General features: G+C 57.5%; 13 protein-coding genes. 2 read left to right on the forward strand and 11 right to left on the reverse strand.

Going from position 1 to position 15,781, the window contains the following annotated elements; translation table 11 throughout:
- Positions 1–23 precede the first annotated feature (23 nt).
- From bcsN to HKD40_RS13090, 8 genes are all read right to left on the reverse strand, one after another.
- Positions 24–965, reverse strand: a complete 942-nt coding sequence (gene bcsN / locus HKD40_RS13055) for a cellulose biosynthesis protein BcsN (protein WP_169196211.1) — start codon at positions 963–965, stop codon at positions 24–26.
- A 499-nt stretch (positions 966–1,464) separates the two neighbouring features.
- A complete protein-coding gene (locus HKD40_RS13060; RefSeq protein WP_169196212.1) occupies positions 1,465–1,824 on the reverse strand; it encodes a RidA family protein in 360 nt (119 codons plus the stop codon).
- Between the two features lie 121 nt (positions 1,825–1,945).
- Positions 1,946–2,731 (reverse strand): SDR family oxidoreductase, encoded by a 786-nt coding sequence (locus HKD40_RS13065; protein ID WP_169196213.1) that lies wholly within the window; start codon positions 2,729–2,731, stop codon positions 1,946–1,948.
- A complete protein-coding gene (locus tag HKD40_RS13070; RefSeq protein ID WP_169196214.1) occupies positions 2,731–4,005 on the reverse strand; it encodes an L-fuconate dehydratase in 1,275 nt (424 codons plus the stop codon). Before HKD40_RS13070 ends, HKD40_RS13065 begins: the two co-directional genes overlap by 1 nt.
- A gap of 104 nt (positions 4,006–4,109) precedes the next feature.
- Positions 4,110–4,841, reverse strand: a complete 732-nt coding sequence (locus tag HKD40_RS13075) for an SDR family oxidoreductase (RefSeq protein ID WP_169196215.1) — start codon at positions 4,839–4,841, stop codon at positions 4,110–4,112.
- Positions 4,842–4,901: 60 nt separating this feature from the next.
- Entirely contained in the window at positions 4,902–5,843 is a 942-nt protein-coding gene (locus HKD40_RS13080) for an ABC transporter substrate-binding protein (protein ID WP_169196216.1), read from the reverse strand.
- An 86-nt stretch (positions 5,844–5,929) separates the two neighbouring features.
- Positions 5,930–6,925, reverse strand: coding sequence for an ABC transporter permease (locus HKD40_RS13085; protein WP_169196217.1), 996 nt, complete (start codon positions 6,923–6,925; stop codon positions 5,930–5,932).
- A 33-nt stretch (positions 6,926–6,958) separates the two neighbouring features.
- Positions 6,959–8,452, reverse strand: coding sequence for a sugar ABC transporter ATP-binding protein (locus tag HKD40_RS13090; RefSeq protein WP_169196231.1), 1,494 nt, complete (start codon positions 8,450–8,452; stop codon positions 6,959–6,961).
- A 187-nt stretch (positions 8,453–8,639) separates the two neighbouring features.
- On the opposite strand from HKD40_RS13090, the gene HKD40_RS13095 reads away from it, so the two are divergent.
- Positions 8,640–9,332 carry a FadR/GntR family transcriptional regulator gene (locus HKD40_RS13095; protein WP_169196218.1) on the forward strand — a complete coding sequence of 231 codons (693 nt, stop codon included), beginning with the start codon at positions 8,640–8,642 and terminating at the stop codon, positions 9,330–9,332.
- 82 nt (positions 9,333–9,414) lie between these two features.
- Here HKD40_RS13095 and HKD40_RS13100 read toward each other — a convergent pair whose 3' ends face one another.
- The 3 genes from HKD40_RS13100 to HKD40_RS13110 are packed head-to-tail and all read right to left on the reverse strand — an operon-like array spanning position 9,415 to position 13,208.
- Positions 9,415–11,061: an iron ABC transporter permease gene (locus HKD40_RS13100; protein ID WP_169196219.1), complete on the reverse strand. Its 1,647-nt coding sequence runs from the start codon at positions 11,059–11,061 to the stop codon at positions 9,415–9,417.
- A complete protein-coding gene (locus tag HKD40_RS13105) occupies positions 11,058–12,143 on the reverse strand; it encodes an ABC transporter ATP-binding protein (protein WP_169196220.1) in 1,086 nt (361 codons plus the stop codon). Before HKD40_RS13105 ends, HKD40_RS13100 begins: the two co-directional genes overlap by 4 nt.
- Before the next feature lie 30 nt (positions 12,144–12,173).
- Entirely contained in the window at positions 12,174–13,208 is a 1,035-nt protein-coding gene (locus tag HKD40_RS13110) for an extracellular solute-binding protein (RefSeq protein WP_169196221.1), read from the reverse strand.
- A 594-nt stretch (positions 13,209–13,802) separates the two neighbouring features.
- Here HKD40_RS13110 and HKD40_RS13115 point away from each other — a divergent pair.
- A complete protein-coding gene (locus HKD40_RS13115; protein ID WP_169196222.1) occupies positions 13,803–15,113 on the forward strand; it encodes a sugar transferase in 1,311 nt (436 codons plus the stop codon).
- Positions 15,114–15,781 lie beyond the last annotated feature (668 nt).

Genomic DNA, 15,781 nt, shown 5'->3' on the forward strand with positions numbered 1-15,781 from the left:
AGTCTCCTGCGCTCTCACAGACTCTATCGAGTGCTTGCTGGAGGGGATGGGACGAACACGCTCGGCGCGGATGGCGCTGTGTTAGTCGAACCAGTGGCCGATGTCCCAGAAGGTGGACGCGGCACCATTGGCCCGACGCCACTTGGTCTATCGGTTGGGCTTGGCACAATTGGCCCAGAAATTGACGGCACAATAGGTCGTGTCGTTGCCGCCGGCTGGAGTGCTGGCGCAGCGGTCGGTGCCCGCGCGGCAGGACGCGTGGTCGGAATGACCTCGGCAAAGCCTTGAACACCCAGAGGCCGAATAGGCGACAGGGTGGCACCAATCTGCATAGGGGCCTTGCCAGGAGGGAACACCCCGGTGTTCAGGCGCAGCTGATACATAACTTCGAGCAATTGCGCTTCCGTGACGCCACGACGGCACAGTTGAAGGCGGACATTGATGGAGCCACGATCCACCGCGCCGGAGGGGCGCAAGGTGGCTTCGATACGCTGCCAAGCATAGATGCAGACGTCGCCATTACTCGGCTTGGCAATCGCGTAGCCGAAGGGGCCATAATTGTTCTGGACGAAGAAGGGCGATACGGCCATGCCCGAATTGGGCCAAGCGGCCAGCGCCTCTTCGGTGAGGTTAACACGGGTGAACGGGATGTCGCTCAAACCAGCGTCGGACCCGTCGCTCCCCTTACCCACGAAACGAATAACCGAGATCTTATTCTCGCCCGCCGTGCGGGCTGTGGTTTCGAGGAAAATGTCATGTTTGACGGCATTAGGGTAGGTCGTCTGAACCACGCTGACCACCGCCGGGCCGCCCGGAGGGGGAACAACGATGGACTGTGCTGGAGCGATAACCATCGGCTCATGGGGCTTCAGCTCAGAGGTAGTCGCACAAGCAGCCAGAAACGCCGCCATACCAATGGACGCTAATATCTTAACTGTGAGCCTGCGCCGTGCCGCACTCAGCATTTTTGCCGGCCTTCCATACGTGAACATAGTCTAAACGCACCAAAGTGCCGAGCGACCCAAACCCCGGAACCCTCTGTCGCTAAATATTAATCAGCGCAGTTAAGCAGATGCTAACAAATCCTGTCTAAGCGCCATTTACCAATAAATTTTTCGTTTCGAAACTTACACTTAACGATGTTTAACAATGCGTTAAATGAAGATTTGAGAACGTTTTTTCTTTACCTGACAGATGTATAGGCAGCGCGATGGAGAGTTACTCCGCCAGCGCGCCCAACATCCGAGACGTTAGGTCACAACTTAACTGCGCGCTGACATCAGCGACACTAGTACTTTACATGAAAAATGGAGAGGGGGAAGCGCCCTCAAATTGAGGCAGCATCTGCCGGCCGGGCTAGGGAATTCCCCCAAGAGGATCAGAAACTATTGGCGCAATGAAGATATCTCTGACGCCAATAGAAAGAGAAATTGGGCCGGAACAAGCCGGCCCAATTCTAGTCTATTAGAGAACGACGGCAGTAACCTGAATTTCGACCAGCAGCTCGGGCAGAGCCAGCTTTGCTTCCACGCAAGCACGGGCTGGGGTGTGGCCCTGTGGGACCCATGCGTCCCAAACGGTGTTCATCTTGGCGAAGTCCGAAATGTCGCGCAGCCAGATGGTGGCCGAAACGATCTGGGTCTTGTCTGCACCAGCCTGGGCCAGAAGGCTATCGATCTTGGCGATAACTTCCTTGGTCTGTTCAACGACATCGGCGGTTGCTGGATTGCCAACCTGGCCGGCCAAAACAACGACCTTGCCCGATGCAGGGTAGGACACAGCCTGGCTCATGCGTGGGCCAGCTTCAAAACGTTCGATCATCACTCTCTCCTTGATCAATGGGCGATTGGTCACACGCCGGAGGGGGCGAATGCAAGCATTTTTGCGAAGGCCCTCCCGCAGCTGATGAAACCGCCTACTGATTGATCTGAAAGAGCATTTCCCATCAGGACGCGCTGAGCGCCCGATCAAGATGGGTGTAGCCTCCATCAACGAAATGCCATTGCCCGGTGGTGTGCCCGGACTTGGCATTGGAGAGGAGGAAAACCACGTCGGCCGCAATTTCTTCAGACGTGGTCATGCGCTGCTCAAGCGGAATGGCTTTGGTGATATCCGCCAGTTTTTGCTCGGGATTATCGAAACTATCGACCCAGCGGCGATAAAGTGGCGTCATCACCTCGGCAGGAATAACCGCATTAACGCGAATGCCATCCGGCAAGAGGGCTGCCGCCCATTCGCGCGTCATGGCCAGTTGCGCACCTTTGGCGGCGGCATAGGCGGACGTATTGCCCTGCCCCGTGATTGCGGTTTTGGAGGAGATATTGACGATGGCGCCTTTGGACAGCCGGAGCCACGGCAGGGCGAAATGGGCCATGTTGTAATAGTGGATGAGATTGGCATCGAGCGATTTGCGGAAGGCCGCAGGACCCGCTTCAAGGCCGATATTGTCATTAAAACCGGCGTTGTTGACGAGGCCGTCGATGCGGCCAAATTTTTCCGCCACGATTTCGATCGCGCGCTGGCAGGCGGCGTCGTCTGAGAGTTCAGTTTTGACAAAGCCGTAGTTCGGGGCGTGGGCTGACAGTTTGGCGGAGAAATCTGCCGACAGATCCGACCGCGCGACAATGACTGGGATGGCGCCTTCTTCGGCAAGACCCAAGCTGATGGCAGCGCCAATGCCGGAGCCGCCGCCAGTGACGATGACGACTTTGTCTTTAAGACCGAGATCCATTATGCGCCCCGAAATGTATTTTCTGCGATGGAGGACGGCTTCATCTCGATGGAGAACCCAGCGCGTTCAGGCGGCATATAGGCCGCATTTTGGATGACGCAGGGATCAAGGAAATGCTCGTGCAGGTGATCGACGAACTCGATCACGCGCCCGTCCTTGGTGCCCGAGACCACGAGATAATCGATCATCGAGAGGTGCTGCACATATTCGCAAAGACCAACGCCACCGGCGTGTGGCCAGACGGCTTTGCCGTATTTCGCAGCCATCAGCAGAACCGAGAGCACTTCATTGAGCCCACCAATGCGGCAGGCGTCAATCTGGACGATATCAATGGCCTCGCGCGTGATGAACTGCTTGAAGAGAATGCGGTTTTGGCACATTTCGCCGGTGGCGACTTTGACCGGGCCAATGGCTTCGCGGATTTTGCGATGGCCTTCGACGTCGTCGGGGCTGGTCGGCTCTTCGATGAAATAAGGATTGAAGCGCTGGAGCGCATTGACCCATGAAATCGCCTGATCGACTTCCCAAACCTGATTGGCGTCGATCATCAGATAGCGATCTGGCCCCATGATGGAGCGGACGATTTCGAGGCGGCGAATATCGTCGGCAAGGTCGCGCCCAACCTTCATTTTGATATGGTTAAAGCCTGCTTCGACCGCTTCGGTGGCGAGGCGTGTGAGCTTTTCGTTGGAATAGCCGAGCCAGCCTGCCGATGTGGTGTAGCACGCATAGCCTTCCTGACGCAGTGTGGCGATGCGCTCGGCTTTCCCCGCCTCGGCCTTGCGGAAGATGGCAAGGGCTTCATCAGGGGTGATGGCGTCGGTGAGGTAGCGGAAATCAATGATGGAAACGAGCTGTTCCGGGCTCATCTCGGCGACATAGAGCCAGACCGGCTTATTGGCTTGTTTGGCCAAAAGATCCCAGACCGCGTTGACCACCGCACCGGTTGCCAGATGCATCGCGCCCTTGTCTGGGCCAATCCAGCGCAGCTGGCTATCGCCGGTGACATGGCGCCAGAAGCGACCGGGGTCTTCTGCAATCCAAGCAAGGTCTAGCCCGACGACGCGATCGGTGAGGGCCTTAATGGCGGCAACCACAACTTCATTGCCGCGGCCGATGGTGAAGGTGAGGCCATGACCTTCCAACGCACCATCGGTGCCCAGCACCACATAGGCGGCGGAGTAATCTGGATCGGGGTTCATCGCATCCGAGCCGTCGAGCGAGGCCGAAGTGGGGAACCGCAAATCATGAGTAGAGAGCGATGTGATCTTCATTGTGCACCGATCCAGTAAGGCCCCCTCACCCGCCGCTTAGCGGCGACCTCTCCTCCAAAGGGAGAGGTGGGGCTCTGAGTTTGAGTGGCGATGGGCAGGTGGGGTCAGCCCGTCCAACCGCCGTCGATGATGTGGACTTGTCCGGTCGTATAGGTGGCACCGGCGAGATAGACGGCGAGATCAGCAACCTCCTGCGGCTGGGCGATACGGCCAATCGGCTGGCGCGCGATGAAGGCTTTTTTGGCCCCTTCGAAGTCGCCTGTAGCGTGCCAACGGTCGTGCAGGCTCGGGCTTTCGACAGTGCCGGGGCAGATCGCATTCACGCGGATGTTGGACGTGGTGTAGTCGCCTGCAATGGATTTCGTCAGGCCAATAACGGCGGCCTTGGAAATGGAATAGGCGGCGCGGTTGGGCACGCCTTTGATGGATGAGGCGACGGTTGCCATATTGATGATCGCTCCGTCTTTGCGCTCGAGCATCTGGGGCAGAATGGCGCGAATGGTGCGGATTTGGGCGCGGACATTGAGATCGAGCGCAAAATCGAGATCGGCGTCGCTCATCTCCAGGACCGAGCCGGAATGGACGATACCGGCGCAGTTGAAGAGCACGTCGATATGGCCAATCTCGGCGACTGCAGCGGCAATATCAGCATCCGAAAGGACGTTGAGGACGCGCGTCGTGATATTTGGAGTGCCGTTGAGCTCAGCCAGTTTGGCCGCATTGATATCGGTGGCGATAACCTTGGCCCCGGCCGCTGCGAAGGCCCGCGCGGAGGCTTCGCCAATGCCTTGAGCCGCCGCCGTAATGAGTACGATTTTGCCTGAAATATCGGCCATGTCTTTGGTCCTGATGAAGTGGAAAGGGGCCGGTCCCTCGTCCGGCCCCCCGTAACAATCTTAGTCGTAAAGAACGGCTGCGATCTCTGGATCGGCCATGTTGTCCTTGTCGTAGTAGTAGAAGCCGGTATCGATGACCTTCGGCAGGGTTTCGCCCTTCAGTGCCTTGATCGCGGCGGCGACGGTTTCGTAGCCAATGCCCACAGGGTTCTGGGTGATCGCGCCGTTGACGAGACCGGACTGAACGAAGCCCTTTTGCGCGGCACCGGAGTCAAAGCCAATGACGACGATCTGGGAGTTCAACTCCTGCTTGCCGTTGGCAACGCCAATGGCCGAGCCTTCATTGGTGCCGAAAATGCCCTTGAGGTCTGGGTTTGCCAGCAGGATCGACTTGGTGACTTCGGTCGACTGCAGATGGTCACCACCGCCGTATTGAACGGTGACGATTTCGATCTTTGGATGGGCTTCCTTGATGCGGTTGACGAAGCCTTCAACGCGCTGAATGCCGGTGCCGCTGGTCTGGTCGTGACCGACAACAGCGATCTTGCCTTCGCCACCGATGAGTTCGGACATTTTGTCGGCAGCCAGAGCGGCAGCGGCAAGGTTGTCAGTGGTGGCAGTGGTCAGCGGGATGTCGCTATCGACGCCAGAGTCAAAAGCGATGATCGGAATGTTGGCAGCCTTAGCCTGTTCGAGCAGTGGCACGGCGGCCTGGCTGTCGAGAGCGGCAAAGCCGATAGCGTCTGGGCTACGCGAGAGGGCTGCAGCCAGCTGATCGAGCTGACGGTCAACCTGGCTTTCGCTTTCTGGGCCTTCAAAGGTGATGGTCGCGCCAAGCTCTGCACCAGCCTTTTCTGCGCCAGCCTTTACGGCCTGCCAGAACTGATGCTGGAAACCTTTCGAGACCAGCGCGATGTCATATTGATCCTGCGCAAGGGTCACGCCGGAAGCGCTGACAAGTGCGAGTGCGCTGATGGCGCCGAGCAGAGTACGTCTAAGCATAGGGTTTCTCCTCCCAAGTGTTCACGTCTTGGCTCAAAAGAGCCGGTCGTCAGCGCCCAGATTGGGGCGCGATACAAGCGTCGCCGCTAAAGGGTGCGGCGGCGCAGTATGTCGGCATAGACGGCCAAGATGATGATGCAGCCGGTGACAACCGTCTGCCATTCCTGCGCCACCGAAAGGATGCGCAGGCCATTGGCCAAAACTGAAATGATAAGCGCGCCGATGAGCGTGCCGAGCACCGTGCCGCGGCCGCCAGAGAGCGAAGTGCCCCCGATAACCACCGCCGCAATCGCGTCCAGCTCATACCCCTGCCCCAAAGCGGGCTGCGCTGAGTTGAGGCGCGAAGCGATGAGAATGCCAGCCACGCCACAGATCGAACCTGCCGTAGCGTAAACGGCAATCTTCCAGCGATCGACGTTAACGCCGGAGAGGCGCACCGCTTCTTCGTTTGAGCCCAAAGCAAAGGTGTAGCGGCCAAGGGCCGTTTTGCTCAGCACGAAGGCGGCGACGATTGCAACGGCAAACAGCACCAGCACGCCATTGGGAATGGGCAGTGCGGGGATGACAGCGCCCACCAAAGAGCCCTGCGCGATCTGGGTGAAGCCGGGCGTATCGTTGAAATAGATTGGACGCGTGCCGGAGATGACCAGCGACAGGCCTTTTAGGATCAGCATCATGCCAAGGGTAGCGATGAAGGGTGGTACTTTGAGCTTGGCAATCACTGTGCCGGAGACGAGACCAGCGCAAGTGCCAGCGAGAATGGCGCCAACCACGCCAACGGGCAGGGGCAAGCCGAGATAGGTGAGCAGGACGCCCGCAATGACGGCACAGAAAGTCATGAGCGTTCCGACCGATAGGTCGATGCCGCCCGTGATGATGACCAACGTCGCGGCGATGGCGAGGACACCATTGACCGAAGTCGCTTGCAGAATGGCCAGAATATTCTGGGTCTGCATGAAATTGGGCGAGGCCAAAGAGAAGACAATAATCAGCGCAAGAAGCCCTGAGAAGGCGAGCAGTCGATGGAAGGCGCCCGAAATGCGAATGCCTGACTTCTGTGCGGGTACGGCGGCGTCTGTCATAGTTTGTCTCTCCCCCCTCAATTGGCGCGGTGCTTAGCCCGCGCGCTTGAGCTCCATGCCGTCGCGCATGGTTGCCAGGCGCATGATGTCTTCTTGGCTCGCGCCACCGGGAAGAATGCCCGTGAGGCGACCTTCACACATGACAGCGATCCGATGGGCCAAGCGCAGTATCTCCGGCAGCTCGGAGGAAATCACGATGATCGCCTTGCCTTCCGCTGCCAAAGCATTGAGTAATTTATAGATTTCAGATTTCGCACCGACGTCGATGCCGCGCGTGGGCTCGTCAAAAATCAGCACATCGCAATCACGCAGCAGCCATTTGGCGATGACCACTTTTTGCTGATTGCCCCCCGAGAGCAGGCGCGCTTCTTGCCCGTCGCTCGGTGTTTTGATGGCAAGTTGGCGAATGTAGCCCTTGGCCGCTTCCGCCATGCCGCCCTCATCGAGCACGCCGCCCGCGTGGGTAAAGCGCCCAAGACTGGCCAGAGCGATATTGTTGCGCACGTCCATCCCGGTGGCGAGACCGAAGAACTTTCTGTCTTCGGAGAGATACCCAATGCCCGCTTCGACAGCGTCCTTGGGAGAATTAATGGTGATGCGCTTGCCGTTGATATAGACCTCGCCGCCGTCACGACGATCCGCGCCGAAAATCGCGCGTGCAACCTCGGTGCGGCCAGCGCCCATCAGCCCGGCAAAGCCGAGAATTTCGCCCTTGCGAACGGTAAAGCTGACATCGCGGATTTCGCGACCACGAGAGAAGTTTCGGACATCGAGCGCCACTGGCGCGTTTGACGTGTCCGGAATGACCAACGCCTCATTGGTCAACGCGCGCCCTACCATCATGGAGATAATGGTTTCGATCGGTGTGTCAGCTGCCGGAACAGTGCCAACATATTCGCCGTCGCGCATAATGGTGACGCGGTCGGAGATACGCTTGATCTCATCCATCTTGTGGGAGATGTAAACAATGCCAACACCGTCCGCCTTAAGGCGATTGATGATGGCGAACAGCTCGGCGATTTCGGCGTCGTTAAGCGCAGCGGTCGGCTCGTCCATGATGAGGACACTGCTGCGATAAGACAGCGCTTTGGCAATCTCGATCATCTGCTGCTTGGCGATGGTGAGAGTTTCGACCTTCACCGTTGGCTCAAGCTTCAAATTCATCTGCGCGAAAATTTCCGCGGCATCGCGGTTGAGCTTGGCTTCATTGAGAATGCCGAACTTGCGCGGCTCGCGACCGATGAAAATGTTCTGCGCAGCAGTGAGATCGCGCATCAGTGCCAGCTCTTGGTGAATGATGGAAATGCCGTTCGCCTGGGCCTCGCGCGGCGAGCTGATGTTAGTGTGAGCGCCGTTAACAAGCACGCTGCCAGCGTCGCGAGAATAGACGCCAGAAAGGATTTTCATCAGCGTGGACTTGCCCGCGCCATTCTCTCCCATGAGAGCATGAACCTCACCGGGCAAGAGTTGAAACTGCGCATTGGAGAGAGCGCGGACGCCGGGAAACGACTTGTCGACACCGGTCATCTCGACCAGCGGCACAAGCGTCGCGTTCACGTTCCCAGCCGGATTTTGCGCCACAGTGATGTCCTCCTCAGGGAGGCTCCTCAGCTATCCCTGCCCCGACCATAGTAACATGTTAGTACGCCTGTCAAGTGGTCTGACCAGTAGACAGGTTGACCGGTAATGCCTATGGTGTGTTGTGGAGGTGGTCATGAAACTACAGGCCGTTTCAAACCGAAAACTATATATCCAGATTGCCGATCAGATCCGCGATCAGATCGCGGCTGGCGCGGTCGCGCCCGGCGTACAGCTGCCTTCAGAGCGCGACTTGGCCCAAAGCCTGGGCGTATCGCGCCCGACAGTGCGGGAAGCGCTGATCGCGCTGGAAGTCGCCGGTTTGGTCGAGGTGCGTGTTGGCGTCGGCGCTTTCGTTAAAGGGCCTTTGGCCCGCGAAACCGATCTTCCCGAGCAGAGCGCATCGCCCGTTGAAATTATGGCCGTGCGACGTCTTTTAGAGCCGGAAGCGGCGGCCTTGGCCAGCCAAGGCATCTCTCCTGCCGGTCGGGAACGTCTCAAGCAAACGCTCATCCGCATGGGCGAAGAGACAGCATCCGGGCAATGGTCGTCCGACAGCGACCGTACTTTGCACATGACGCTGGCTGAAGCTTCCGGCAATAGCGTTTTGCGCGAAACGCTGGAAGGTCTTTGGGCCTCGCGGACGGGAGCGGTCGACGAGCAGTTTCACCGGCACCTTGGCGATATCGACGCCGTTCGAGCGCATATTCTTTCCGACCACGTGTCTATTGCAGATGCCGTTTTGGCCGGGAATGCGGACGCTGCACGCGCCGCGATGACGGCGCATCTCGACTATGTCGCGCAAGCTATGACCGACGTTTGGGATTAATTCCCTCTGCATCGACGCAAGAAAAAACCGGGCCACCTCGCGATGGTCCGGTTTGTTTTTGTAGTCTCGATAAGCGTTTGGCTTAGATCTTGATGTCCTTATTCCCCAGCTTCATCAGCAGGAAGAGTGAGGCCATGGTCAGGACCAGTAGAATGGTCGAGAGCGCTGCGGCCGTGCCCAACTGACCACGGATCACCTCAGCATAGATGCCGAGCGCCAAGGTCTGGGTGCTGGTGTTGTAAAGGAAGAGCGTTGTCGAAAGCTCAGTAATGATGGTCACCCAGCTCAGAACCGCGCCCGAGAGAATGCCCGGGCCGAGCGCCGGAACGATGATGCGCGTGAGGGTTGTCCACTTGGACGCGCCTAGGCTCATCGCCGCTTCTTCAATGGCTGGGTTGAGCTGGCCCATGAGCGCGGTCGTCGAGCGCACCGAATAGGGCAATCGACGGATGGTCAGTGACAGCACCATGATCAGCGCCGAACCGGTGAGGATCAGCGGGCCGGTCGAGAACGCAGTGATCAGCGCGATACCGATAACCAAGCCCGGCACCACATAAGGCACCATGGTCATGGTATCGAGCACATTGCTGAGCCAGCCTTTACGACGCACAACGAGATAGGCAACCAGAACAGCGATCACCACCAGAATGGCGAGGGCGGTGAGGCCAATGCCAAAAGTGTTGCCGATGTAGCGCCAGATATCCCGCTGCGAGCCGACATAGTTCTTAAAGCCCCACCCATCGACGAACTGGCCGTATAGGGTGTTGCGGAAGGAGGAAATGACCACCACCACCAAAGGTGCGAGCGCGAGGAAGAGGAAGGAATAGACATAGGCGTGAACGCCAAAGTTTGCCCAACCCTTGATCTGCTTTGGCTCGATGGTGCGCATCGCCGTCATCGAGAATTTCTGACGGCTGGCCAGATATTTCTGGAACAGAAAGATCGACATGGTCACGAGGATGACGATGACGGCGACCGAAGCGGCAAAGCTCTGGTCGGTCGAAACTTCACCGACGAAGGACGAATAGATCAACACTGGAACCGTCCGGAAGCCCTGCCCGATCAGCATTGGCGTGCCGAAATCGGCAAAGGCACGCACGAAAACCAAGAGCGAGCCCGCGAGAACCGTTGGCCAGAGCAGCGGCGCAATAACTTGGACGGCGCGACGGAGCCCCGTAACACCCATGCTTTCAGCCGCCTCGAGCAGCGACACGTCGACCGTGCGCCAAGCACCCATGAGATAGGTGAAGATCAGCGGCACAAGCTGCAGGGTCAGCACGAGAATGATGCCCGGGAAGCCATAGATGCTCGGTGGTTTGACGCCGAATACATCCTGGATGAGCTGGGTCACCATGCCGTTGTTGCCCAGCATGAGGATCCAAGAATAAGCGCCGATGAACGGCGGCGACATCATGGAGGCCAGAATAAGGATCTGGATGATGCCCGAACCGCGGACGCGGAACATGGTCATGAAATAGGCGAGCGGGAAAGCCACGGCGAGCGCCAGAACCGTCACGCAAACCGTAACGAGAACGCTGTTCCACAGGGTGGAATAGTAAAGGCGCGAGGAGAAGAACTTCTCAAAGCCCGCCAGTGAAAACTCACCGTCGGCGCTGAAGCTGTTGAACATGACCGTCATCAACGGCCAGATCACCATCAACAAATAGCCAGCGGTGAGAACGACGGCGACCGTGGTCCAACCGTCGAACTTCTGCCGAGTTGCGCTCACTTGGACTTGCTCCGCGTGATCGAAACGCCAGTGACGGCATCAAAATAGGTCAAAACGTCGTCCTTGAAGACCAAGGACACCTTGTCGCCACGCTGCCAGAGCGCGTCACGGATCGAGAATTCAAGGAATTCTACGGTTTCGCCAGTGCTCAGACGTGCACGGATTTGCGAATGCGAGCCGAGGAAGGTTTCTTCGACCACTTCGGCTGGCAAGCCATTGTCGCCCACGTGCACGGCCTCTGGGCGGACCGAAATCTGGACCTTGCCCGTGGCCGCCGGATCGATGCGATTGGTCACGTCCAGCACAACGCCGTCGCCGAGATCGACAACGGTCTGATCGCCGCGCTTTTCAATTTCGCGCTCGATAAGGTTGGTCTTGCCAATGAACTCAGCCACGAAGCGATTTGCCGGGTTGCGGTAGATTTCAGCGGGCGTATCGCACTGCTGCACCACACCCTGGTTCATCACCGCGATACGATCAGACACGGCCATGGCTTCTTCCTGGTCGTGGGTGACGTAAACGGTGGTAATTTTGGAAGCGCGCTGCGCTTCGCGAATGGTGTCACGCATCTCAACGCGCAGCTTGGCGTCAAGGTTGGACAGCGGTTCGTCCATCAGCAGAACAGCCGGCTTGATCACCAGAGCACGGGCAAGCGCCACACGCTGTTGCTGACCACCCGACATTTGGCCCGGCAGACGATCCGCAAGATGGTCCATGTGGACCTGCTTGAGGGCGACGGAGACACGCTCAGCGGCCTCCGCCTTCTCGACTTTGCGAGTCTGCAGCCCGAAGGCAACATTCTTCGCCGCAGTCATCTGCGGGAAAAGGGCATAACTCTGGAACACCATGCCGATGTTTCGCGCCGCTGGCGAACGATCATTGATGACGACATCGTCAAAAGAGATCGTCCCGGATTCAATGGAATTGAAACCGGCGATCATGCGCAGCAAGGTTGTCTTGCCGCAGCCTGAGGGGCCAAGAAGCGTGAAGAATTCACCTTCATGAATGTCCAGGTCGAGATTTGGGATCGCGACCTGGCCGTTGTACTCTTTGCGCAGAGAGCGCAGCGCGATGCTGGTCACCGGGCTGCTCCTATTTGTTGTTAAACGTTCTTAGAAATTGGCTTCGAGGATCGTGCGGTACTTGGCAACGATCGCATCGCGGTTCGCTGCTACGTAAGCGCCGTCTTCCTGCACGGTCGGGATGTCCGACAGAGCTGGCAGACCTGGCTTGACGACGCCTTCACGAAGCGGACGACCTGCAGTTTCTTCTGCAAGGATGGTCTGGCCTTCTTCGGAGATGATGAAGTCAACGAATGCCTTAGCAGCAGCTTCGTTTGGTGCACCCTTGATGACCTGCAGCGTTGCTGGCAGGAAGGCAGCGCCTTCTGCTGGGTAGACGATTTCGACTGGCGCGCCCGAGAGGACGAAGTTGAGCGAAAGCGGTTCGTAGGTCAGACCAACGAGGTATTCGCCAGCTGCAACGTCCTTAGCAACCTGGCTGGACGAGCCGATGGTGATGCCATTGAGCTGGGTGACGAGATTGGAAACGAATTCCCAAGATGCTTCGGACTCGTAATCGCCGCCAACAGCTTTGAGCATGTTGGTGAGCTGAGCGAATGCAGACGAGGATGCTGTTGGGTCACCGAAGGCAATCTTGCCCTTCAGTTCTGGCTGCAACAGGTCTGCATAGGACTTGATTTCAATGCCAGCTGCAGCGGTCGCTTCGGTGTTGACCAGAAGGTTCGAGCCGTCAGCCTGGTATGGGGTGAAGAAGCCAGTGGCGTTCTTGCCGGCTTCGACCATGAATTCATTGTTTGGCGAAACATATTCAGCCCAGAATTCAGTGTGGGCTGCAGCCTGTGCTGCGCCGCCGCCAAACAGAACGTCGCCCTGTGGGTTCGACGCTTCCGAGCGGATACGCTGGTAGAGCTCGCCGGTGCCGGCGGTGATGATCTGAACCTGAACGCCGGTCTTTTCTTCAAAGACTGGGATCAGGCTTTCCAGCATGCCTTCTTCGTTAGGGGTGTACACGGTGAGCGTGGTACCCGAAATGGCAGCGTCCTGAGCTACAGTGCCGAGAACACCGGTCAGGGAAAGTGCGATAGCAGCAACGGTAGCTGCACCAATGGATGACGTGCGACGCATGTCGATATTCCTCTCATCGGCTATGACAAAGCCTAGGGAATTATCGCATTCTCAGCCGACGAAGGCTTTAACAAAACCTAAACGCGCGGCGCGGCGCAGGGATTGACAGCCTTCGACAAAGTCCGAATCCCGGCGCCAACAAACCCGTTTAACTTCATATGATTAGCGAGGCGCCCCGCCGTCCGGGGCTAGTGACGCATACGTAACTCCATGACAGTACGATGACATTTCGTATTCTTAATGAGCAAATCCGCCAGCACTATTTAGTCGCGCACGCATAGGAACTGCGCCAATCTCGTGCGATGTTTGGGAGCCCTATGAGGCCGGAGCACGTGCGCCCCGCGACAATTTTGACCGTCATTTCCTGCAGAAAACGCGACTTTTGGGATTGGCGCGCGGTTTGTCACAGAAAATTATTACTCCACGCACAGCGCCAAGGGTGGAGGCTGAGACATGATTTTGAACCCACCGCCCCTGTCGTTCCGCTCGGTGAGGGAGAGGCGCGCCCAACCGAGGGAAGCAGGGTTGACAATGCCCCATCGTGTAGCCGACAGAGCAAGACAAGCAACGATATGTGGTGTGGGAATAATTGGCATGTCAGATCAGCACTCCCGCAATAGTTCCGCATCCGCCCCCCTCGGCCACAATCTTTCCTATGTTGTTGCTCAGGGCGGCAGGATGCGCCGCAATCGCTACCTCCGCGAGTTGATAAGTTTTGCGGCACCAACTCTTATCACTGCGCTGCTTATGGCCTGCGCTTATATCCTAACGGTAACCAGAGCCGGGCGGAGCGACTGGAGCAATATCGGCACAGCCAGCATTGTCCTAATGCTCGTGCCCGTTTTGTGCACGCTCATTCTAACCGGGCTAAGGCGACATACGGCGGCCATATTATCCGCGACATTGGTGTCGGTCGGGTTGCTATCCACTGCGGTGACACTGTTGTCGGCCCTGCGCCTGCCGATCAGCTACCAGGCGATTTTGCTCGCCACGCCAATTCTTATCCTGGGCATGGCTTTCGCCAATTTGCGGTTCCAGCGCACAATACGAGCGCATGTTGCGCTTGCTCGTTTTGACCAAGCTGACGCCGTGGCGTCCGAGCTGGGCAATATCCGCATTATTGATGCGGATCCCAATGCGCTCGACGAGACCGAGATCCTACTCATTGATCCGCAAGCGCACCACAGTGAAGCGTGGTCTAAAATCTTAGCGACGTGTTATCTGCGCGGCATAGACATCATGCCCTGGGCTGCCTATCGCGAGACGCTATTGGGGCGGCTCGAGGTTGCGAGTTTTGAGGTTTCGCACCTCGCCTATAGTTCGAGCCAAGTGCTCTATGCCCGCTGCAAACGTCTCTTTGATATTGTCGCGGTGCTCGCGAGCTTGCCCGTCACAGTCCCGCTCGCTCTGCTGGTAGCTTTATACATCGGCCTGCGGGACGGCTTCCCCGTGATCTTCGTACAAAATCGCCGCGGCTATCGAGGCCAAAGCTTCCGCATGTACAAGTTCCGGACCATGTACAATGGTACGGAGGGTGGATCGACAACACACGCCGACAGCCGAATTATTCCCGGGTGCAAACTGCTACGGAAGCTGCGCTTTGACGAACTTCCGCAACTTTACAATATTTTACGCGGCGATATGAGCCTGATCGGACCGCGCCCCGTCGCCGAATATGTCGCCGAAAGCAGCGCATCTTTGGAGCCCAAATATGCGCTACGTTGCCTCGTGCTGCCTGGCATAACCGGCTGGGCACAAGTCCGCTCTGGCTACGCGGCAACCGATGCGGAAGAGATCGAAAAGCTTTCTTACGACCTCTATTACATCAAGCATATGTCGCTCGATCTAGACATTTATATTCTTTTCAAGACCGTTCGCACGGTGCTCTTCGGCGCAGGGCGGTAACACCCGCTCCGGGCCTGTCGTCAGAAATAACAGACGAGCTGACACGCCGTTCTAGCGCTAAAATTTGTAATTAGTCACTAGGCACTTAAGCCCGAGCAGATGTCGAATTGGGGCTCAAACGCATAGGAAGCAACTTATTGATCTGCCAAAATTCTTTCCGCGCCTATCGATCGATAAAGGCTCCTTGCGGGCTTTAGCGACACCAAGCTCGCCCCCCTGAAGTAGCAAATACTTCAATGAAATCAATGGAAAAGCTTGGCGCACCAAAGCGGACGAACATGAGAACTGGCTTATCAGGCCTTAGAGAGCCAAAGAATATCTAAAAGACTGCTTTGCGCCCTCATTACGGTCGTTAAGACACACGAGGGTACTTCCCATAAGCGGACACCCGACACGCTGCCAAATCTAAGAATAAGAGTGTCAGAAACGGCCCCAACTCCGGTCTTTGATGCTGCCCTATCAACTTCCCTAAAGCGGACAACGAAGACTCGAGACTGACCGACGCTGACAACGCACTTAGAGCCGCGCATTTCGGCCATTGTGAACCGCGCCGGGTTTGCCGGAGGCTCCGACTCTTGAGTAGGATGGAGCATCATGAGCAAGACGACGAACAAGTTTTCCCCTGAGGTCCGCGAACGCGCCGTGCGACTGGTTCTCGACAACGAGGG

The organism is Devosia sp. MC1541 (assembly GCF_012847305.1).
Lineage (GTDB): Bacteria > Pseudomonadota > Alphaproteobacteria > Rhizobiales > Devosiaceae > Devosia.

Excerpts from the sequence above, each read along its gene's own strand:
- bcsN (WP_169196211.1), bottom strand. The coding sequence starts at position 965 with ATGCTGAGTGCGGCACGGCGCAGGCTCACAGTTAAGATATTAGCGTCC.
- HKD40_RS13065 (WP_169196213.1), bottom strand. The coding sequence starts at position 2,731 with ATGGATCTCGGTCTTAAAGACAAAGTCGTCATCGTCACTGGCGGCGGC.
- HKD40_RS13070 (WP_169196214.1), bottom strand. The coding sequence starts at position 4,005 with ATGAAGATCACATCGCTCTCTACTCATGATTTGCGGTTCCCCACTTCG.
- HKD40_RS13075 (WP_169196215.1), bottom strand. The coding sequence starts at position 4,841 with ATGGCCGATATTTCAGGCAAAATCGTACTCATTACGGCGGCGGCTCAA.
- HKD40_RS13080 (WP_169196216.1), bottom strand. The coding sequence starts at position 5,843 with ATGCTTAGACGTACTCTGCTCGGCGCCATCAGCGCACTCGCACTTGTC.
- HKD40_RS13085 (WP_169196217.1), bottom strand. The coding sequence starts at position 6,925 with ATGACAGACGCCGCCGTACCCGCACAGAAGTCAGGCATTCGCATTTCG.
- HKD40_RS13090 (WP_169196231.1), bottom strand. The coding sequence starts at position 8,452 with ATGACCGGTGTCGACAAGTCGTTTCCCGGCGTCCGCGCTCTCTCCAAT.
- HKD40_RS13095 (WP_169196218.1), top strand. The coding sequence starts at position 8,640 with ATGAAACTACAGGCCGTTTCAAACCGAAAACTATATATCCAGATTGCC.
- HKD40_RS13110 (WP_169196221.1), bottom strand. The coding sequence starts at position 13,208 with ATGCGTCGCACGTCATCCATTGGTGCAGCTACCGTTGCTGCTATCGCA.
- HKD40_RS13115 (WP_169196222.1), top strand. The coding sequence starts at position 13,803 with ATGTCAGATCAGCACTCCCGCAATAGTTCCGCATCCGCCCCCCTCGGC.